General features: G+C 62.2%; 21 protein-coding genes. 9 read left to right on the top strand and 12 right to left on the bottom strand.

The genetic code is table 11. The annotated features are described in order from the left end of the window. Positions 1-53 precede the first annotated feature (53 nt). From P7A97_RS16640 to P7A97_RS16655, 4 genes are all read right to left on the bottom strand, one after another. Entirely contained in the window at positions 54-821 is a 768-nt protein-coding gene (locus tag P7A97_RS16640; RefSeq protein ID WP_277691181.1) for an SDR family oxidoreductase, read from the bottom strand. A gap of 24 nt (positions 822-845) precedes the next feature. Beyond that, positions 846-1,913: a phosphotransferase family protein gene (locus P7A97_RS16645; RefSeq protein WP_277691182.1), complete on the bottom strand. Its 1,068-nt coding sequence runs from the start codon at positions 1,911-1,913 to the stop codon at positions 846-848. Between the two features lie 199 nt (positions 1,914-2,112). Next, positions 2,113-2,427, bottom strand: coding sequence for an SCP2 sterol-binding domain-containing protein (locus tag P7A97_RS16650; RefSeq protein WP_277691184.1), 315 nt, complete (start codon positions 2,425-2,427; stop codon positions 2,113-2,115). A gap of 59 nt (positions 2,428-2,486) precedes the next feature. Then, complete coding sequence (locus tag P7A97_RS16655; protein ID WP_277691185.1) at positions 2,487-3,197, bottom strand: histidine phosphatase family protein; 711 nt, start codon at positions 3,195-3,197, stop codon at positions 2,487-2,489. Between the two features lie 204 nt (positions 3,198-3,401). Here P7A97_RS16655 and sohB point away from each other — a divergent pair, with 204 nt between their 5' ends. Together sohB and P7A97_RS16665 are read left to right on the top strand one after the other, a co-directional pair. Continuing rightward, the gene (gene sohB / locus P7A97_RS16660) at positions 3,402-4,424 is read left to right on the top strand and encodes a protease SohB (RefSeq protein ID WP_277691186.1); all 1,023 of its coding nucleotides are present in this window, start codon (positions 3,402-3,404) and stop codon (positions 4,422-4,424) included. An 8-nt stretch (positions 4,425-4,432) separates the two neighbouring features. Beyond that, on the top strand, positions 4,433-5,422 hold the full coding sequence (locus P7A97_RS16665; RefSeq protein ID WP_277691187.1) for a YhdH/YhfP family quinone oxidoreductase: 990 nt from the start codon (positions 4,433-4,435) through the stop codon (positions 5,420-5,422). A gap of 52 nt (positions 5,423-5,474) precedes the next feature. On the opposite strand, the gene P7A97_RS16670 is transcribed toward P7A97_RS16665, so the two are convergent. Next, complete coding sequence (locus P7A97_RS16670; protein WP_277691188.1) at positions 5,475-5,912, bottom strand: hotdog fold domain-containing protein; 438 nt, start codon at positions 5,910-5,912, stop codon at positions 5,475-5,477. 102 nt (positions 5,913-6,014) lie between these two features. Here P7A97_RS16670 and P7A97_RS16675 point away from each other — a divergent pair, with 102 nt between their 5' ends. Then, the gene (locus P7A97_RS16675) at positions 6,015-6,593 is read left to right on the top strand and encodes a TetR/AcrR family transcriptional regulator (protein WP_277691189.1); all 579 of its coding nucleotides are present in this window, start codon (positions 6,015-6,017) and stop codon (positions 6,591-6,593) included. Between the two features lie 76 nt (positions 6,594-6,669). On the opposite strand, the gene P7A97_RS16680 is transcribed toward P7A97_RS16675, so the two are convergent. Further along, the gene (locus P7A97_RS16680) at positions 6,670-7,167 is read right to left on the bottom strand and encodes a DUF934 domain-containing protein (RefSeq protein ID WP_277691190.1); all 498 of its coding nucleotides are present in this window, start codon (positions 7,165-7,167) and stop codon (positions 6,670-6,672) included. After that, a complete protein-coding gene (locus tag P7A97_RS16685; RefSeq protein ID WP_277691191.1) occupies positions 7,151-8,809 on the bottom strand; it encodes a nitrite/sulfite reductase in 1,659 nt (552 codons plus the stop codon). Before P7A97_RS16685 ends, P7A97_RS16680 begins: the two co-directional genes overlap by 17 nt. A 357-nt stretch (positions 8,810-9,166) precedes the next feature. Between P7A97_RS16685 and P7A97_RS16690 the strand changes: the two genes are divergently transcribed. Continuing rightward, the gene (locus tag P7A97_RS16690; protein ID WP_277691192.1) at positions 9,167-10,303 is read left to right on the top strand and encodes an ABC transporter substrate-binding protein; all 1,137 of its coding nucleotides are present in this window, start codon (positions 9,167-9,169) and stop codon (positions 10,301-10,303) included. 2 nt (positions 10,304-10,305) lie between these two features. On the opposite strand, the gene P7A97_RS16695 is transcribed toward P7A97_RS16690, so the two are convergent. From P7A97_RS16695 to P7A97_RS16705, 3 genes are all read right to left on the bottom strand, one after another. Continuing rightward, positions 10,306-10,524 (bottom strand): DUF2970 domain-containing protein, encoded by a 219-nt coding sequence (locus tag P7A97_RS16695; RefSeq protein ID WP_277691194.1) that lies wholly within the window; start codon positions 10,522-10,524, stop codon positions 10,306-10,308. A gap of 65 nt (positions 10,525-10,589) precedes the next feature. Further along, entirely contained in the window at positions 10,590-11,600 is a 1,011-nt protein-coding gene (locus tag P7A97_RS16700) for a lipase secretion chaperone (protein ID WP_277691195.1), read from the bottom strand. Positions 11,601-11,655: 55 nt separating this feature from the next. Continuing rightward, on the bottom strand, positions 11,656-12,594 hold the full coding sequence (locus P7A97_RS16705; protein WP_277691197.1) for a triacylglycerol lipase: 939 nt from the start codon (positions 12,592-12,594) through the stop codon (positions 11,656-11,658). 226 nt (positions 12,595-12,820) lie between these two features. Here P7A97_RS16705 and P7A97_RS16710 point away from each other — a divergent pair, with 226 nt between their 5' ends. Genes P7A97_RS16710 through P7A97_RS16730 form a run of 5 tightly spaced genes read left to right on the top strand, consistent with a single transcriptional unit; the run spans position 12,821 to position 17,402 of the window. Continuing rightward, positions 12,821-13,600 (top strand): AraC family transcriptional regulator, encoded by a 780-nt coding sequence (locus tag P7A97_RS16710; protein ID WP_277691199.1) that lies wholly within the window; start codon positions 12,821-12,823, stop codon positions 13,598-13,600. A gap of 43 nt (positions 13,601-13,643) precedes the next feature. Next, entirely contained in the window at positions 13,644-14,462 is an 819-nt protein-coding gene (locus P7A97_RS16715; RefSeq protein ID WP_277691200.1) for a nuclear transport factor 2 family protein, read from the top strand. A gap of 47 nt (positions 14,463-14,509) precedes the next feature. Then, entirely contained in the window at positions 14,510-15,928 is a 1,419-nt protein-coding gene (locus P7A97_RS16720) for an FAD-binding oxidoreductase (protein WP_277691201.1), read from the top strand. A 20-nt stretch (positions 15,929-15,948) separates the two neighbouring features. After that, the gene (locus P7A97_RS16725) at positions 15,949-16,290 is read left to right on the top strand and encodes a cupin domain-containing protein (RefSeq protein WP_277691202.1); all 342 of its coding nucleotides are present in this window, start codon (positions 15,949-15,951) and stop codon (positions 16,288-16,290) included. A 35-nt stretch (positions 16,291-16,325) separates the two neighbouring features. Continuing rightward, positions 16,326-17,402, top strand: coding sequence for a polyamine ABC transporter substrate-binding protein (locus P7A97_RS16730; protein ID WP_277691204.1), 1,077 nt, complete (start codon positions 16,326-16,328; stop codon positions 17,400-17,402). Positions 17,403-17,440: 38 nt separating this feature from the next. On the opposite strand, the gene P7A97_RS16735 is transcribed toward P7A97_RS16730, so the two are convergent. Together P7A97_RS16735 and P7A97_RS16740 are read right to left on the bottom strand one after the other, a co-directional pair. After that, positions 17,441-18,967 carry a phospholipase D family protein gene (locus P7A97_RS16735; RefSeq protein ID WP_277691205.1) on the bottom strand — a complete coding sequence of 509 codons (1,527 nt, stop codon included), beginning with the start codon at positions 18,965-18,967 and terminating at the stop codon, positions 17,441-17,443. Between the two features lie 200 nt (positions 18,968-19,167). Further along, entirely contained in the window at positions 19,168-20,100 is a 933-nt protein-coding gene (locus P7A97_RS16740) for an endonuclease/exonuclease/phosphatase family protein (RefSeq protein WP_277691206.1), read from the bottom strand.

The following is a 20,100-nucleotide window of genomic DNA, read 5'->3' on the forward strand; positions in this document are numbered from 1 at the left end:
CCTGAGCAAAAAGAAAGGGGCCCGCAGGCCCCTTTCTCATGCGTAGCGAGTCCTCAGGAGAGGAAGCCGCCGTCGACGTTCAGCGCCACGCCAGTGGTGTAACTGGAGGCGTCGCTGGCCAGGTACAGCACGGTACCGGCCATTTCGCTCGGCTCGGCCACGCGCTTGAGCGGGATGCGCTGCAGGGCAACGTTGCGGATGGCGTCGTTCTTCACCAGCGCCGAGGCGAACTTGGTGTCGGTCAGGCCCGGCAGCAGGGCGTTGCAGCGGATGCCGAACTGCGCGCACTCCTTGGCGAAGACCTTGGTCATGCTGATCACGGCGGCTTTGGTCACCGAGTAGATGCCCTGGAATTCGCCCGGCGATACGCCATTGATCGAAGCCACGTTGATGATCGAGCCGCCACCGTTGGCCTTCATCAGCTTGCCGCCTTCGATGGACATGAAGTAGTAGCCGCGAATGTTGACGTCGACGGTCTTCTGGAAGGCGCCCAGGTCGGTGTCCAGCACGTTACAGAACTGCGGGTTGGTGGCGGCGTTGTTGACCAGGATGTCCAGGCGACCAAACTTTTCGCGAATGAAGGCGAAGACGTTCTGGATCTGCTCCATCTCACCAATGTGGCAGGCGAAGGCGGTGGCCTGGCCGCCGTCGGCGATGATGGCGTCGGCGACTTTCTGGCAATCGTCGATCTTGCGGCTCGACACGATCACATGGGCGCCTTGCTGGGCCAGCAGCTTGGCGATGGCTTCGCCGATGCCGCGGCTGGCGCCGGAAACGAAAGCGATCTTGCCGTCGAGGTCGAACAGGTGGGTCTTGGACATGCTGGTTACCTTGTCTGAGCCGGGTTAGAGGGTGGATTTGCCGATGACCTGCAGAGCCGCCTGCTCCAGCAGCTTGTTCATCATGATGAACTGGGCGAAGCGCTTGTCCTTGGTCTGGCCGTGGAAGAAGCGGTAGTAAATCTGTTGCACGATGCCGGCCAGGCGGAACAGGCCGTACACGTAGTAGAAGTCGAAGTTTTCGATGCGGATGCCAGCGCGCTCGGCGTAATAGTCGACGAATTCCTGGCGGGTCAGCATGCCCGGGGCGTTGCTTGGCTGGCGGCGCATCAGCTGCATGGGCTGTGGGTCGTCGGCTTCGATCCAGTAGGCGAGGGTGTTGCCCAGGTCCATCAACGGATCGCCGATGGTGGTCAGCTCCCAGTCCAGCACACCGATGATCTGCATCGGGTTGTTGGGGTCGAGCAGCACGTTGTCGAAGCGGTAGTCGTTGTGCACGATGCCCGGCTTGTGGTGGTCAGCCGGCATCTTCTCGCGCAGCCACGCCTTGACCGGTTCCCAGGTCGGCGCGTCGGGCGTCAGGGCCTTCTCGTAGCGGTCGCTCCAACCTTCGATTTGGCGCTTCACATAGCCTTCCGGCTTGCCCAGGTCGCCGAGGCCGCAAGCCTGGTAGTCGACGTTGTGCAGTTCGACCATCTTGTCGACGAAGCTCTTGCACAGCTCGCGGGTCTGCTCGGCGCTGAAGTTCAGTTCGGCCGGCATGTCGCTGCGCAGAATGATGCCCTTGACCCGTTGCATCACGTAGAACTCGGCGCCGATCACCGATTCGTCGGTGCAGTGCACGTAGGCCTTGGGGCAGTAGGGAAAACCGGCATTGAGCTGGTTGAGGATGCGGAACTCGCGGCCCATGTCGTGGGCGGACTTGGCCTTGTGGCCGAACGGTGGGCGGCGCAGGACAAATTCGTGATCCGGGTATTCCAGCAGGTAGGTGAGGTTCGAGGCTCCGCCCGGGAACTGGCTGATACGCGGTTCGCCGGTCAGTCCCGGAATATGCGCTTTCAGGTACGGGTCGATCTGCGCGACATCGAGTTCTTCGCCTTCGCGGATGCCGGTGGACTGGTCTGTCAGCGTCATTCTTATCCCTTCTACTTATGATGGGGGGCATCAATTATTGGCTAATCTAATGTTGCTGGCTTGGGCCTAACAAGCAAAGCACAGCGTTATAGATCTGGCTGTTAGTTGTGGATCACGAGTTCTGATTACCCTGGCGGCGAAAAAAAACCGGAGCCTCGCGACTCCGGTTTTTTCAACTGCGCGGCAGTGCCCGAAAGGCTTATACCGGGAACAGCTCGGCCAGTTTCATGGCCAGCATCATGTCGCCTTCAGCGCGCAGTTTGCCGCCCATGAAAGCCTGCATGCCGTCGGTTTCGCCAGTGGCGATGCCTTCGAGAGTAGCGCTGTCCATGATCAGGGTGACGTTGGCGTTCGGGTTGTCGCCCTGCTGTACGTCGCAGGTGCCGTCCTTGACGATCAGCGCGTAGTTGTCGCCGTCTTCGATGTTGAACTGGAAGACCAGATCCAGGCCGGCGGCGGCGCTGGCGTTGAACTTGGATTGCATGGTGCTGATGATTTCGGCAACGGAGCTCATGTTTCTGTCCTTTTTATCAAGGGTTCTGGCGACCTTGCGGGTCGCTTGTTATCCGGTACTCAGCGATAGGTGATGAGTTCCGGGGCCTTCAACAGCTCCAGATGCACACGGCTGTTGAAGGAAGCCAGGGTCACCTCGCTGCCGCGAAACTGCAGGCGCGAGAGTGAAGTGTTGACGATCTGCCAGTTCATGTCGAACGCACTGCCTGCCGGCATACCGGTGACCAGATGCAGCAGGGCGGTAATGGTGCCACCGGAAGTGAACACGGCAATCCTGTCACCCCGCGCCGCCTGCGTCAGCAGGCGTTCAAGGCCGCCGCGCACGGTGTCGACGAAGCCCTGCCAGGTTTCATGGTTGGGCTGGTCGTACTGGCCGGTCACCCAGCGGTCGATGATGCGGGCGAACAGGTGTTGAAAGGCGGCGCGATGCTCCTTCGGGTTGCCGAGGATGGTCAGTGCGTCGGGCTCGTCCGGCAGCATGGCGGGGAGCAGGCCATGAATGACCGACTCGGCATCGAATTCGTTGAAGGCTGCATCGATTTCCAGCTCGGGGGCCGTCAGGCCTGCCGCAACACTGCGTTGCAAGGCGGCACTGGCAGTATGTTGCTGACGCCGTAGACTGCCGCTGACACAGCGATCGAAGCGGATTCCGAGTTCGGCAAGGTGATCGCCGAGGACTTCGGCCTGGCGTACGCCGAGCGGTGACAGGACGTCATAGTCGTCGGCACCGAAAGAGGCCTGGCCGTGTCGAATGAGATAGATGCTACCCACGTCGCGTTAGTCCTGCCGGCTTGAAGTTTGGCGAGGGTATGGGCTGAGTCGGGCCTCTGTCAACGAAAAAACATACGCTTGTTTGAATGCTGGAATGGCGTGATGAAGCCTGTTCAGGCGATTGGCCTGGCATTGCCGGCACCGTTATGCTGCACAGGATTCACGCCCACGTGGGCAATGGAGATTGTTAGACAAGGGGGCTTTGTGGAGTTTTTGCTGGATTATGCGGATTTCCTACTGCGGACCCTGACCGTCCTGGTCGCGGTGATTGTGGTGCTGGTAACGATCGCGGCCCTGCGCAGCAAGGGGCGCGGCAAAGCGGCCGGTCAGCTGCAGGTGCAGCGACTCAATGATTTTTACAAGGCATTGCGCGAGCGACTCGAGCACGAGTTATTGGATAAGGCGCAGATGAAACAGCTGCGCAAGGCCGAAGCCAAGCAGGCCAAGTTGGAGAAGAAGCAGGGCCAGCACAAGCCGCGGGTGTTCGTGGTCGACTTCGATGGCGACATCAAGGCCTCGGCGACCGACAACCTGCGTCACGAAGTCACCGCGCTGCTGAGTATGGCGACGGCTCAGGATGAAGTGGTGCTGCGCCTGGAGAGCGGCGGCGGCATGGTGCATGGCTACGGGCTGGCTGCCTCGCAACTGGCGCGCATTCGCCAGGCGGGTGTGCCATTGACGGTGTGTGTGGACAAGGTCGCAGCCAGTGGTGGTTACATGATGGCCTGCATCGGCGACAAGGTGTTGTCCGCGCCGTTCGCCATCCTCGGCTCCATCGGCGTGGTGGCGCAGCTGCCGAATATCCACCGGTTGCTGAAGAAAAACGACATCGATGTCGAGATGCTTACCGCTGGCGAATACAAGCGTACCCTCACCGTGCTGGGCGAAAACACTGAAAAGGGGCGGGAGAAGTTCCAGGAAGATCTGGATACCACCCACGAACTGTTCAAGAACTTCGTGGCCCGCTACCGGCCACAACTGAATATCGACGAGATCGCCACGGGCGAGGTCTGGCTGGGGATTTCGGCGCTGAACAAGCACCTGGTGGACGAACTCAAGACCAGCGACGAGTATCTGGCCGAGCGTGCCCGTGAGGCGGAGCTGTTCCATCTGCATTTCGTGCAGAAGAAGAGCCTGCCGGAGCGCTTCGGCATCGCCGCCAGCGTCACGGTGGATCGACTGCTATTGAGCTGGTGGAGCCGGCTCAATCAACAACGTTTCTGGTAGGAGGATGCATGACAGCTTTCAAGGCTTTGTTGGTCACCGAGGAAAATGGCGCCTACGTACCGCAGGTGGTCGAGCGCCAGGTTGACGACCTGCCTGCCGGCGAGGTGCTGATCCGCGTGCACTACTCCTCACTCAACTACAAGGATGCGTTATCCGCCAGCGGCAACCGCGGGGTGACCCGCCAGTTTCCGCACACCCCGGGCATCGACGCCGCAGGCGTGGTGGCGGAGTCCAGCGTTGCCGAGTTCGCCGCCGGTGATGAAGTGATCATTACTGGCTACGACCTGGGCATGAACACAGCCGGTGGCTTCGGCCAGTACATCCGCGTACCGGCTGCGTGGGTGATCAAGCGGCCCAAGGGCCTGAGTCTGCGTGAGGCCATGCTGCTCGGCACTGCCGGCCTGACCGCTGGCCTGTGCGTGGACAAGCTGGAACAGGCCGGTCTGACCCCGGCTGCCGGCCCGGTGCTGGTCACCGGAGCCACCGGTGGGGTGGGCAGTATCGCCGTAGCCCTGCTGGCACGCCTGGGCTACGACGTGGCGGCGTCTACCGGCAAGGCTGAGCAGGGTGAGTTCCTGCGTCAGCTCGGCGCCCGGCAGATCGTGTCCCGCGAGGAGCTGCAGGAAGGCAGTGAGAAGGCCATGCTCAAGGAGCGCTGGGCCGGTGCGGTGGACACCGTGGGCGGCGACATCCTGTTCAACGTGGTCAAGGCGCTGCGCTACGGAGCCAGTGCCGCCTGTTGCGGGCTGACGGCGGGCATGGGCTTCAAGGGCAGTGTGGCACCCTTCATCCTGCGTGGGGTCAACCTGCTGGGCGTGGATTCGGTGGAGCTGCCGCTGGTGGTCAAGGCTTCCATGTGGGACAAGCTGTCGCTGCAGTGGAAGCTCGGCAACCTGGAAAGCCTGGCCGAAGAGGTGAGCCTGGAGCAGTTGCCTAAGGCCATCGAGCAGATACTCGCCGGCAAGATGGTCGGCCGGGTGCTGGTCAATCTCGGCTGATCAGCTGTGTTGGGAAAAGGCCCGGTCGATCCGGGCCTTTTCATTTGTACCCTCAGGCCCGGCTGACGTACATGGTGATGTCGGCACGAAATACCGGCTTCTCGCCAACATAGGCCATGACCGGCACTTTCACGTCTCCCGTCTGGCTCCAGTCGATGGCGCTGCCATCGGCCACGGCCCGGATATCGCCATCGGCCTTGGCCAGGTATTCCACCGTCATGCCGCGCGGAATCCAGCGATGGCCTGCGGGAATCGAGGCGTCGGTCATGGTGCCGGCGGCCAACTCGGCGGCGTTGCACAGGGCAATGGCATGCACGGTGCCGATGTGATTGAGCACCTCGCGGCGCTTGGGAAAAGTGACTTCGGCGTAGCCCGGGCGCAGCTCGACGAACTGCGGGGCGATGCTGGCGAAGTAGGGCGCGACCTGACCGATCATGGCGCTGAACTGGGTCGGGCCGACCTGCTGGTACATCTGCATCATCTGACTCATGGGGATTCCTGCACTGGGATTGAAGAGAAGTGCGCGCCCGGGCAGTATACGATTAACAGAACTAAATTATAGAAAATAATTCTAGATTGCTAAGGAGGCCCGATGGCCCGCCGTTCTCGCAAGGACGAAATCCTCCAGGCCGCGCTGAGCTGTTTCACGGAGCACGGGGTGGATGCGACCACCATCGAGATGATCCGTCATCGCTCCGGGGCCAGTATTGGCAGTCTCTATCACCACTTCGGCAACAAGGAGCGCATCATCGGCGCCCTGTATCTGGCCGGTACCGCGCAATACGCGGCGCTGCTCGCCGAAGGCTTCAGCCGTGCCGACTCCGCCGAAGCCTGTGTGCGGCTGTTGGTGGTCAGTTACATCGATTGGGTGGTGGCCAACCCGGACTGGGCGCGTTTCATTCTGCACACCCGCGGTCGGGTGGAGGCGAGCGAGATGGGCGAGGCGCTGCGCGAGGCCAACCGCGAACATTACCAGCGCATCGCCGATGCCCTGGATGGCTATCGCAAGGAGGGCCTGTTCAAGGCCATGCCGGCCGACTGCTTCGCCTCGGTAATCATCGGTCCGACCCACGACTTTGCCCGCAACTGGCTGGCGGGACGCACGACCAGTGAGCTGAGCGAGTGTCGCGAACTGCTGGCGCAGATTGCCTGGGATGCGGTGAAGGCCTGAGCCGTCGAGCTACGGCACCATTACGCCCTTCGCAAATAAAAAGCCCCGCAGTGCGGGGCTTTTTCATGGAGCCGGATCAGGCGCGGCGGCGGAACAGCGGCAGCGGTTGGTCGGTGGAGGCCTGGTAGACCTCGCTGAACTCCTCGAAGGCTTTCAGCGCATCGACCGGGTCCTTGTCCGCGCGCAGGGCGAAGGCGTCGAAGCCTACGCGCTGGTACGAGAACAGCTGGTCGCGCAGCACGTCGCCGATGGCGCGCAACTCGCCCTTGTAGCCATAGCGGTTGCGCAGCAGGTAGGCGCTGGAGCAGTGGCGGCCGTCGGTAAAGGCGGGGAAGTTGAGGGCGATGACCTGGAAGCTGTCCAGATCAGCGACGATTTCCTCGATTTCTTCGCCCGCTTCCAGCCATACGCCCAAGCCGCCGTCACGGGCCCTCAGCGCATGCGCGTGTTCGCGCCACAGGGCCAGCGGCACGATCAGATCGTCGCTGTTGCTGATGCTTTCGAGCGTGACGTCGGCTGGCAGCAGGTGCCAGGTTTCGTCGATGATCTGCCCGTTCTTAATGATTCGCTGCATAGACGCGCTCCTTGAACGGGTCGATACCGACACGGCGGAAGGTGTCGAGGAAAGTTTCTTCTTCAGTGCGCTGCTCGACATAGACCTTGATCAGCTTGTCGATGACGTCGGCCATTTCCTCCTGGGCGAAGGACGGGCCGAGGATCTGCGCCAGGCTAGCCTCACGACCGGCGCTGCCGCCGAGGGATACCTGGTAGAACTCCTGGCCCTTCTTGTCCACGCCGAGGATGCCGATGTGGCCAACGTGGTGGTGGCCACAGGCGTTCATGCAACCAGAGATGTTCAGGTCGAGGTCGCCGATGTCGAACAGGTAGTCGAGGTCGTCGAAGCGACGCTGGATGGCCTCGGCAACCGGGATCGACTTGGCGTTGGCCAGCGAGCAGAAGTCGCCGCCCGGGCAGCATATGATATCGGTCAGCAGGCCCACGTTCGGCGTGGCGAAGCCCAGTTCGCGCAGCTCGCCCCACAGGGTGAACAGCTGCTGCTGCTCGACGTCGGCGAGGATGATGTTCTGGTTGTGGCTGTTGCGCACCTCGCCAAAGCTGTAGCGATCGGCCAGGTCGGCGATGGCGTCCAGCTGCTTGTCGGTGACATCACCTGGCGCGACGCCGGTCGGCTTCAGCGACAGGGTCACGGCAACGTAACCCGGCTGCTTGTGGGCAAAGGTGTTGCGTTGGCGCCAGCGGGCGAAGCCCGGGTGCTGGGCGTCGAGGGAGGCCAGTTCGGCGTCCTGATCAGCCAGCGGGCGATACGCCGGGTCGACGAAGTGGGCGGAAACGCGGGCCACTTCGGCTTCGGTCAGGGTGGTCGGGCCATCCTTCAGGTGGGCGAACTCGGCCTCGACCTTCTCGGCGAAGACTTCCGGCGTCAGCGCCTTGACCAGGATCTTGATACGAGCCTTGTACTTGTTGTCACGACGGCCATAGCGGTTGTACACGCGCAGGATGGCGTCGAGGTAGCCCAGCAGGTGCTGCCAGGGCAGGAATTCCTTGATGAAGCTGCCGACGATCGGCGTACGGCCCAGGCCGCCGCCGACCGAGACGCGGAAGCCAAGGTCGCCGGCTTCGTTGCGCACCGCTTCCAGGCCGATGTCGTGCACCTCGATGGCGGCACGGTCGCTCACGGCGCCATTGACGGCGATCTTGAACTTGCGCGGCAGGTGGGTGAACTCGGGGTGGAAAGTCGACCACTGACGGATGATTTCGCACCAGGGGCGCGGATCGATGATTTCGTCCTTGGCCACGCCGGCGAACTGGTCAGTTGTGGTGTTGCGAATGCAGTTGCCGCTGGTTTGGATGGCATGCATCTGCACGGTGGCCAGCTCAGCAAGAATGTCCGGCACGTCTTCCAGTTCCGGCCAGTTGAACTGTACGTTCTGCCGAGTGCTGATGTGCGCGTAGCCTTTGTCGTAGTCGCGCGCGATCTTGGCCATCATGCGTACCTGGGCCGAGGACATCAGGCCGTAAGGCACGGCCACGCGCAGCATGGGCGCGAAGCGCTGGATATAGAGACCGTTCTGCAGGCGCAGCGGGCGGAATTCCTCGCCGGACAGCTCGCCGGCCAGGTAGCGGCGGGTCTGGTCGCGGAACTGCTTGACGCGGTCCTCGACAATCCGCTGATCGTATTCGTCGTAAACGTACATAAATGTCCTGTCATTCAGGCTGCTGCTTCATCGGCAGCTGAGGCTCGTTTCGCGCACGGCAACGCGCTCTGCTGGCAGAGGCGGGCACGATAACAGCAACGCAATATGTGAAAAAGTGATGTTTTTATATATGCACTTCACTAAAAGTGATAAGCGATGAGCTGACCTTGAGGGCGGAGCTAGCCTGGTCTTAACTGCAAGGGGCCAATAATCACAAAACCAGGGGGCAACCATGACCGAACAGGGTAATGATAGCGTCATCGATGCTTGGGCCATCTTCGCGCTGATCGTGATCGTTGTGACCACCGCGGTGTTTTGGGTCAGCCACCAATAGCCGTGTAGAGCGTCGAGCCAGCATTGGCTGATGGCCATGCTGGCTTTTTCATACCATCTTGGCTGGCGCTGTATAATCTGCGGGCATTTCGAGCCAGGTTGAACGTGTTGCTACTTCGTACGCTATTAGTCAGCTTTCTTCTCTGTGGCTGGGCATCTGCTCAAGCTACCTCCGTGGTATTTCTCAACCCTGGCTATACCAACGAGCGTTTCTGGGTCGACTACAGCCGCTACATGGACGATGCAGCTGACGATCTGGGCATGCAGCTCGAAGTGCTCTACGGTCAGCGCGACGCCTCGAATATCCTGCGCCAGGCGCGGAGTGTGCTGGAGCGAAAACAGCCCCCCGATTACCTGATATTCACCAACGAAATGTATACAGGGCCTGAAATTCTGAGGTTGTTCGAGGGTAGCGGTACTCGTCTTTTTTCCCTGCACAGCACCTTGACGCCTGAGCAGCAGTCACTGGTCGGTGGTACACGGGGTAAGTATCACAACTGGATTGGCAGCTTGGTGCCGAATGACGAAGAGGCCGGTTACCTGATGGCTTCCGCGCTGTTCAAACTGGCGCCTGATGGCGGGGAGTTGCTGGCGTTTTCCGGCGTGAAGAATACGCCCTCGGCCAGCCTGCGTGAGGCAGGCCTGCAGCGTGCCTTGGCAGAGCATCCACAGATCCGCTTACGCCAGCTTTTGTACGGCGAGTGGAAATATCAGCGTGCCTATGAGCAGGCCTTGGGCATATTGCCGCGTTACCCAGAGGTCAAACTGGTCTGGTCAACCAATGACGAGATGGCATTCGGGGTGATGCAGGCTGCCAAGGAGCAGGGGCGACAGCTGCTCTACACGGCGCTGAATAACTCCAAGGAGGCGCTGCAGGCGCGTATTTCAGGCAAGGCAGATGTATTGGCTCTCGGACATTTTCTGCTCGGCGGCTGCGCCATGGTCATGCTTTACGATCATGCGCAGGGTCGTGATTTTGCCGAACGTGGGGGCAAGGATCAGATGGCTCGCTTGTTGCGTCTGGTGGATCGGCAGCAGGCGCTGCGATTGCAGGGGCGTCTGGCACGAGCTGACGTAGGGCTGGATTTCGGTCAGTTCAGTGCGACTCGGCATAGCGAACTGCATCGCTACAACTGCTCTATCGATAGCCTGCTGCGCTGAACTCAGACACCCGCCAGGTGGAGTACCAACTTGACCAGGGCAAACAGCAGCAGAACGAATACCGCGGTACACAGCACCCCCAGCAGAATGAAATGACTGGGTTTGCCACGGCTGAAGTCACGCGCACGGTTCTTGCCGCTCTGCACGCCGAAGGCGGCCGCCAGGACGCTTTGCAGCATTTCGCGGAAGGTCAGTGGTTTATCGTCTTTATCGCTGTCCATGAGTTGCCTCCTGAACACAGCCTAGCAGGTAGTTGTTAACCGTCTGCCAGGCCAGGAGGTGGCTTTCAGAGTTCGGCATCCAGTGCCTGCACGCGCTTGCGCTCCAGCGCATCGAAGCGGTTTGCCTGTAAGTCGGCAATGGCCGCTTGCAGGTCGGTCTGACTGAGCCCTGCTTCACGCAGCCGATTGCGCTCGCGGGCATAGTCGTTCAGGCGTTGTTGCCAAGCTGCTTGCTGGCGATCCAGTTCGGCCAGGGCGTCGGCGGCTTCACGGCCCAGGCTCTGTTCGCGCACCTGGTGCAGTTCTTCGGCGCTGGCACCCCGCGCCTGCAAGGCTTGGGTCGTGGCGTAGAGTTCGCCATGACGCATGCTCTCTTGGCGAGCCTGGCGTACCTCTTCCGTTAGTTGCAACTCCATTTCGGCCCGTGCTTGTTGTCGCGCATCGTCGTCCAAACCGTCCTGCCGGGCCAGCATCAGGCGCTGCAACATGTATTCGCTTTCGGCATTTTCCCTGGCGAAGAACACCCGATACTCCTCACTACTGAAGTAGTGCTGGCGCACCGCGTTGATAGCGTCCAGGCGCAGGCGAAGGGCGGTTGGATCCAGTTCCATGCCGGTTTCGGGCAGGCCCTGCAGGGCGATGCGGTAATCCACATATCGGCTCAGCAGCTCGCGGGCCTGCTCCAGGGCTGGCCCCTTCAGTTGTGTGGCTAGCTCCTGGTGAATGCGGGTGAGTACCTTGTCCAGTCCTTCTTCTTCAAGGCCGGCGAGATAGAAGTCGAAGAGCTGCAGCATATCTGCCTGCAGCCTCAGGTTGCCTTGCTCGTCACTGCTCAGGGCAATGCCATGTTCACTGCCTTGCAGTGAAGGTGGCAGCGGACCCGGGTCGACCAGTGTGGCTGTGGGTATGCTGCGCAGTTGCTGGTTAAGGGCACGGGCCTGCTGGCTGCGGGCATCGTCTACCGCCGCAATGGCGGGCTGGCTGGTCGGTTGGGGGAGTGGTCGATAGACCAGCCAGGTGCCGCCGACGGTGGCGGCGCTCACTATCAGTGCTGTCAGGATGATTCGCTTGGACATCGGATACTCCTTGTGGCGGGCCTGGCGAAGGGGCACGCCAGGCCCGCCGCAGGTGTTACAGGCCGAGGTTTTTCAGGCGATTGGCCTGGTTGGTGAACACGGTCTTGGGGTTGGTCTCGAACAGTGACACCAGGCCGAATACCTGGTTGTTGATGTCGAGGTGGTTCATTGTGTAATTGTCTTTGAGCACTTTGCCGAAGTGGCTTGAGCAGCGCCCGGTGACGCCGTCGTTGGCCTCGTTGAACGCAAACGAGGTAACGGTGAACAGCGGGTCGGAGATGTCCAGCACGTTGGTCAGCGGTGCAGTGCCGCTCATGGAGTACAGGCGCACACTGTTGCCGTTCAGGGTGACGGTTTCCGGGCCCTGGCCGCAGGCCGTGGACGGCAGCCCAACCGGGTAGCGTTGGTTGTACGAGGCGGCGCCGGGTTTGTTGAACTCGGCGAGCATGGCGCGTACATCGGATGGGCTCTTTTTGTTGTTCGACAGCAGGTTGACCAGGTTGCCCACGGCGTTGGCGAATACGTCGAAGGCCACACCCTGCAGGCTGCCGGGAGGGGCGACGCCGGTCACCAGATCGGCCAGCGGAGAGCCCTGGTGGGGCGAGTTGAGGGTGGTCACCGAAGCCACCAGATCAGGGCGCACGTTGAGTACATAGCGGGTGGTCAGGCCACCCTGGCTGTGGCCGATCAGGTTGAATTTCTTGATGCTGCCTCCGGAGGCGGCGCGAATCTGTTCCAGCTGGCTAATCAGCGCCTCACCGCGTTTGGCCGAGCTGTCGAAGGCATTGATCTTGGGGACGTAGACCTTGGCACCCTGGCTCTGCAGGGTGCTGGGGATCTGGTACCAGTAATCGACGAAGGCAATGCTGTCGAAGGCAAAGATGCCGGGGACGAGGACGATGGGATGCTTGGTTTGCGCCTGGGTGCCAGCCTGGGATGACATGGCCACGCACAGGCCGAGGGTGGCCAGCGCCGGAGTCAGCAGCTTTTTCATGATGGTTTCCTGTGTATTCGTTTTTTGTTGTTGTAGCTCCGCTCACAGCTGCGGAGGTGGTGGTCATAAAACCACCGGTACGCGACACCGGCTTGTAAGAACTGATGAAATCGCGCCGACGGCGCACAATTTATTGCGACGGCTTTCGCAGCTGGTCTTTCGAGGCTGCGTAAGCTGTGCTAACTCTGCGTCAACAAAAACAACAAGAATCAGGGCGAACACGTCCATGCCGGCCAGCCAAGCCCCGGTGCTGCTCTATCTGTGGGATAAGCGCACCTTCTATCTCAGCCCTTTCACGGAGCCGCTGCAGCTGTCTCAGGCGGCGGCCATGCTGCTGCTCAGCCTTGATGGCGACTTGTCGGTCGATTGTGCCGGCAGCACCCTGGAGTGCCGTAGCGCACTGTTGCCCGCGGGGTTGGATCTGACCGTGGACTGCCGCGATTCGCGGGTCGCCATCTGTTACTTGGATGTGTTCGGTGAGGATCATGCGCTGTTGGCACCGCGCATGGCGCGGCAGCAGGGCGCAGTGCACGCTGCGCTGGATGACGAGGCCTTCTGGGTTGAGCGTTTTGACCAGTTGCACTGCGTCAGCGCGCCGCCCGAGGAGATCTGGCAGACGCTGGAGGCGCTGATCAATCCTCAGGCTCTGAAGCCAGTCGGGTATGCCTGCGACCCGCGTATCGTGAGAGTCGTGGAACTGATCAAGTTGGACGTGGCCTGCAATCAGTCCATCGATTTTCTCGCTGAGCATGTTGGCCTTTCAGTGCCGCGCTTGACCCAGTTGTTCCGCCAGCACGTCGGCGTGCCCATCCGTCGCTACCGGCAGTGGCACCGACTGTTCGTCACCAGCGTTGGGGTCGCCCGCGGGATGAACCTGACTGATGCCGCCATGGCAGCCGGCTTCACCGACTCGGCGCATTTCAGCCACACCTTTCGCAGCATCATCGGCATGAGCCCCTCGGCGGCGTTGGCGCAGCCACGCGGGATTCGGCTGTTCGCCGGCTGACGAATCGGGCAAGCTGGGCCAATCCCCGTTGCGCCGAATTACCATGCAAGACGACGATTTTCCCGACGATGCCGCGCAAACCGAGCGCACGCGCGAGACCATCCTGCTCTATCACCTCAGTTGGCGCTGCCGTGACCTTGAGGCGGTGATGGCGCTGTTCCACCCGGACATCGAGTACAACGACTTCTTCCAGCAGCGCAGCATGCGCCTGGACGAGTTGCGCGAGTATGTCGAAGACAACCTGCCGCGGCGTCCTGGCGAAATGCTGGAGCATGTCGACCGCATCCGCATCGACGGCCACACGGCCTTCATCCAGTACCGCTTCGCGTTGCAGGGCAGTGAGGGCCTGGCCTCGTTCCGCACCGGCGAGTCGATCACCGTGCGCGATGGGCTGATCTGGCGGATCAACGAATACGCCACGCTGGTACACGAGGTCCGCGCCAGCAAGGGCGCGAGTACGCGACCGGCCACCAGTCGCTTGGGGCTGTCGGCATGGCAGCTGAGCATGCTGGCGCAGGATCTGCAGGACTACTTCAACAAGCACCAGCCGTTTCTCGATCCGGAGCTGGACCTGCAGCAGGTGGCCACCGCGACCGGTTACAGCCGCAACCAAATCTCCCATCTGCTCAACCAGGTGCTGGGGCAGAGCTTCTATCGTTACGTGAACCAGGCGCGCCTGCAGTACCTGCTAGATGGCCTGGAGGCGAGTGGTGATGCCGGTCGAGTGGACGAGTTGGCCTTTGCCGCCGGCTTCAATTCGCTGTCGGCCTTCTATAAGTGCTTCCGTGAGCGCATGGGTATGACGCCCAAGGCCTATCTCAAGCAAATTTCCTCGCGGGCACGCACGCAAGACAAAGCCTGAGTCGGCTGACTAGTCTGCGCCATCGATTGATTGGCGGAGACTCCCCGATGAGCCAGTGGCGCAACATCAGCCTGTGGATGGACCAGCTCGACGAGCCGCTGCAGGCTCGCCCGAGTTTGCAGGCAGACATCAGTGCCGACGTGGCGATCATCGGCGCCGGCTATACCGGGCTGTGGACCGCCTACTACCTCAAGCACCAGGCACCGCAGCTGCGGGTGGTGATCGTGGAGGCGGAGACCGCCGGCTTCGGCGCCTCCGGGCGTAACGGTGGCTGGCTGATGGGCAATATCCTCGGTGAGGACCGCCTACTCGGTGGCTTGCCCGCCGAGCAGCGCAAGGCCGGCTTCGACCTGCTGCATGGCATTCCCGATGAAGTGGCGGCCGTCACGGCGCGCGAGGGCATCGACTGCGATCTGCGCAAGGGCGGCGTGCTGTACTGCGCGGCGCGCTATCCGGAGCAGCTCAGTGGCCTGCGCGAGTACCTGCAGCACCTGCGTGAGCTGGGTCTGGGCGAAGACGATTACCGCTGGCTGGAGCCTGGCGAGCTGAACGAACAGCTGCGCGTGGCCAACCCCTACGGCGCCATCCACAGCCCGCACTGCGCCACTATCCAGCCGGCCAAGCTGGCCCGCGGTCTGGCGCGCAGCGTCGAAGCCTTGGGCGTCGAAATCTACGAACAGAGCCGGGTGAGCGACTGGCAGCCGGGTCTGGTACGCACCGAGCACGGCAGCGTGCGGGCCGACTGGGTGGTGCCGGCGGTGGAAGGCTATGCCGCCGAGATGCCGCCGCTGGGGCACTACCAGTTGCCGGTACAGAGCCTGATAGTCGCCACCGAACCTTTGCCCGCCGATGTCTGGGCCGAGATTGGCCTGGAGCGTGGTCAGGCTTTCAGCGAGTTCAGCCGCCAGGTGACCTATGGCCAGCGCAGCGCCGATGATCGCCTGGTGTTTGGGGCGCGGGGAGGCTACCGCTTCGGCGGTCGCCTGCGCAGCGACTTCAATCTCACCGAGGATGAGCGCGGCTTGCGTCGCTACCTGCTAAGTGAGCTGTTCCCGCAACTTCGTGATGTGCGCCTGAGCCACGCCTGGGGCGGCAACCTGGGCATGGCCCGGCGCTTCAGGCCGCACATGCTGCGCGATTCACGCAACCGCATCGCCCTGTCCGGCGGTTATGGCGGGGAGGGCGTAGGCGCTACCAACCTCGGCGGTCGCACTCTGGCTGACCTGATTCTCGGCCGCGACAGTGAGCTGACTCACCAGCCCTGGGTGATGGCCGATGGCGCGATCAACCAGCTGCGCCGCTGGGAGCCGGAGCCGTGCCGCTGGCTCGGCTACAACGCGATCATCCGCAGCTTCGTCTTCGAGGACGACGTGCTGGCCAACCCCCATACCCCCGCCTGGCGCCGGCGCCTGGCCAGCAAGCTGGCCGCCGGCATGGAAGGCCTGATGACCTGGAAAGTCGGCTGATTCCTACTGAGAGCACAACGATGAACATCACCCACTTCAAGAACACCCCAGCCCTGGCACTGGAAGAGTCCAACCCGGTGGCCGTACCCCTGAGCGAGCCGGTCGCAGTGACTTCGACCACCTCGGTCGCGCGCAGCGACGGCGTCGAGACCGGTGTCTGGGAGTGCACGCCGGGCCGTTGGCGCCGGCAGATCGTGCAGCAGGAGTTCTGCCACATCATCGCCGGGCGCTGCACCTTCACTCCGGACGGCGGCGAGCCGATGGCAATCCAGGCCGGCGATGCGCTGATGATGCCGGCCAACACCACAGGGGTGTGGGACATACAAGAAACGGTCCGCAAGACCTACGTACTGATCTTCTGAACTGCCACCGACACAACACAACAACCGAGGTGAACATGCTCAAGAAAGTCCTTCCGCTGATGCTCGTCGCGTCAGTCAGCCAGGCGGCGGAAACCGTGCACATCTACAACTGGGGCGAGTACATCGCGCCGGACACCCTGAAGAACTTCCAGGCGCAAACCGGCATCGGCAGCCAGTACGATGTGTACGACAGCAACGAAACCCTCGACGGCAAGCTCATGGCTGGTCATTCCGGTTATGACGTGGTGATGCCGTCCAACCACTTCATGGCCCGGCAGATTCAGGGCGGCGCGCTGACCAAGCTCGATCGCAGCAAGCTGCCCAACTGGAACAACCTCAACCCGGTGCTGATGAAGGCGCTGGAGGCCAACGACCCGGGCAACCAGTACGGTTTCCCCTACCTGTGGGGCACCACCGGCATCGGCTACAACATGGACAAGGTCAAGGCCGTGCTGGGCGACGGCGTGGCGCTGGACAGCTGGGATGTGCTGTTCAAACCGGAGAACCTGAGCAAGCTGGCCAAGTGTGGCGTGGCGGTGCTGGACAATGGCCCGGAACTGCTGCCCATCGCTCTGCATCACCTGGGCTTGCCGCACCACAGCCAGAACCCCGAGGACTACAAGAAGGCCGAGGCGCTGCTGGTGGAGATGCGCCAGAACGTCACCTACTTCCACAACTCCAAGTACATCGCTGACCTGGCCAACGGTGACGTGTGCATGGCGGTCGGTTTCTCCGGCGACATCATGCAGGCGGCCAACCGCGCCAAGGAGGCCGGCAACGGCGTGCATGTCGAGTACATCATTCCGAAAGAAGGTGCGCCGCTGTGGTTCGACATGGTCGCCATGCCCGCCAATGCGCCGAGCGAGGCGGCGGGCTATGCCTTCATGAACTATCTGCTGGAGCCCAAGGTGATGGCCGGTATCAGTAACTCGGTGCGCTACGCCAACGGCAACGCCAAGGCTGACAGCCTGGTGGAGCCGGCGCTGAAGGCTGATCCGACGGTATACCCGCCGGAGAGTGTGATGAGCAGCCTGTATGCTCTGCAGGCTATGCCGCTGAAGATCGACCGTCTGCGCACGCGTATCTGGAACAAGGTCAAGAGCGGTACCTGATCTGTACCTGCATCCCCCGGACTGCCGGGGGATGCCCTCTACAACTGTTTCTCGATGGGCAGCAGCCCGATCAGCCAGGTCAGCATGCGTTTACCCACGCTCGTCTTGGGCTCTGTTTGGTAACGCCCATCCTCATCGCGCCACTCCAGGCCTCCATCCTTCAGGCTGACCTGCCAGGCCCGCTCGCCATTGGCCTGCTGGGCGAACAGCTCGCGCATGCGCTGGCCGATTTGCGGGTCACGGACCAGCACACCCTGTTCGGTATTGAGGCTGCCGGAGCGGCGGTCCAGGTTGTAGCTGCCGACGAAGACCCGTTCGCCATCGATTACCAGCGCCTTGCTGTGCAGGCTAGCTCCCGATGAGCCAAACAGGCTGGCTCGAATGCGTTTCTTGAATTGTGGTTTGAGCTCCCAGAGTTCCACTCCGGCGGCGAGCATGGGGCCACGGTATTTCTGGTAGCCGCTGTGCACGGCCACCACATCATTGGCGGCCAGCGAGTTGGTCACCACGCGTATCTGGCAACCGCGTTGGCGTTGAGCCTGGATCGCTTCCATACCCACCTCTCCCGGAACGAAGTAGGGTGAGATGATCAAAATGTCCTGTTGGCAGGTCTGAGCGATGCCTAGCAGGCCTTGCAAAACGAGAGAGCTCTGGCTGCTTTCCTGTTTACGCACTTTGAGCGGATCGTCACTGATGAAGCGGTAGTCGTCGATCCAGTGCATGCGCCACTTGCCGACCACCAGGTTGTGGACCATCTCGTCCTGGTGCAGTACCTGGGCATAGTGGCTGGTGGGGGCGGCGAGTGCATGCTTGCCGAGCGTTTCCCGTAGTGTGTTGAGAGCCTTGCGGTTCACGTCAGCCGGTGCCAGCAGGGCGATGGGATACGTCACATCGGCGTTCCAGTAGCGGTCGAACGAGGCTGAGGCGTCCCGCACCACCGGGCCAGCCATGGCCATGTCGAGGTCGACGAAGTTGGCTTCTTCGCTGGCGCCGAAGTATTCGTCGCCCAGGTTGCGGCCACCAGCCAGGGCCAGGCGGTTGTCGACGATCCAGCTCTTGTTGTGCATGCGCCGGTTGACTTCGCTGAAGCGTCTGGAGATTTCTCCCAGCTGGCTGAACATGCCGCTGCGCGAGGCAAAGGGATTGAACAGGCGCACGCTGATGTTCGGGTGGGCGTCCAGGGCGGCGAAGCCATAGTGCTTCTGCCGCGCATCCATATCGTCTACCAGCAGGCGTACCCTGACCCCGCGATCCGCGGCCTGCAGCAGAGCATGGGCCAGATAATTCCCGGTCAGGTCGGCGTGCCAGATATAGGTCTGCACATCGAGGCTGCGCTCGGCGATTCTGCTGGAGAGCAGGCGCAGGGCGAATGCCTCATAGCCGTCGTCGACCAGGCGAAAGGCGCTCTGCTTGGGGTGCTGTTGCTCAAGCGGGGCGAATATCTGATCCAGTGCACTGCTCTGTGCGACTGGCAGGCCATGCTCCGGCTGCACCTCAGTGGGGCGCGGCGGTAGCTGAGCGCAGGCGGCTAGAGCGCAGCAGGCGAGTATCATCAGCGCGCGCATGAAGTAGCTCCGCAGCTGGGGTCCTTTCAAACTAGTCAAGCGGATGGATATCTGTCCAACCTGCCGGCTCCTACTGCCTCGATCACGCGGTGAAGAGGCTCGACGCTGGCCGGGAGCGAGTTGTTGGGTGGATTGTGGTTGTGCGCGTGGCTCCCGGTGTGTCATCGCCGCGAACCACGAGTTGCTGACTGTGATCGCCCTCAGCTTGCGCCGCCTACAGGGCAGGGCGGCAGCGCCAGGCGCACCAGCACCGGCAGATGGTCGGAGCCGATATCCGGGCCGCGCTCGTGGCCCAGTAGGCGCCAGTGCCGTGATGCCAGCACATGGTCGATGGGGATGCCCAGCAGTCCCGCACCGAGGCTGGGCCAGGTCGGCGCCAGGCCACTGGCCCGGCGCCAGCCACGTGCTTGCGGGCCGCTAAAGGCGCTGGACCAGGGCGTGGCGTTGAGGTCGCCGGCAAGCAGGCGTGGCTGCGCGTCATCTACCAGCAAGACATTCAGCTGTTGGTTGCGCTGCGCGTGGTAGGCCGGAGTCAGCGGCGGCATGGGGTGCAGGGCCGTGATGTGTATCGCGCAGCCGGCAAAACGTGTTTGTGCTTGCAGATAAACGATTCCCTGGTCGTCGGCGTGAGCCTGGGCGTTTTTCAGTGGCAAGCGTGACAGCAGGGCAATGCCGAAGGGCGAGTCCTGCGCATGAACCAGGCGATAGGTATAGCCGGGGAGTTGTTGTAGGGCTTGGGCGTAGAGCGGGGAAACTTCCAGTAGCACCAGTAGATCCGGCTGCGCCTGCTCCAGCCAGCTCGCCAATGGAGTGATGTCGCGACTGTGCAGGTTGACGTTGGCGCTGGCCACGCGCAGCGCTACTCCTGCGCCGGGCTCCAGACTAGCGCTTGCGCTTAGCCAGGGCAGCGGCGTGGCCAGTAACAGCGCTAGCCAGCGACGATCCTGCCGACTCTGTAGCAGGGCGCTCAATAGCAGGCCGCCGAGAAACAGCCATTGCCAATGCGCGGCGAGATCCAGCAGCCAGGGCAGCGTGCCGGATGCACCTGCCAGCCAGCCGCTGGCCAGTGGCAGCAGCAGACCGCCCAGCATGGCCAGGCTGAACAGGGCGCGGGCAGGCTTGGGCTTGGACAT

Source organism: Pseudomonas sp. GOM6 (assembly GCF_029537485.1).
GTDB lineage: Bacteria > Pseudomonadota > Gammaproteobacteria > Pseudomonadales > Pseudomonadaceae > Aquipseudomonas.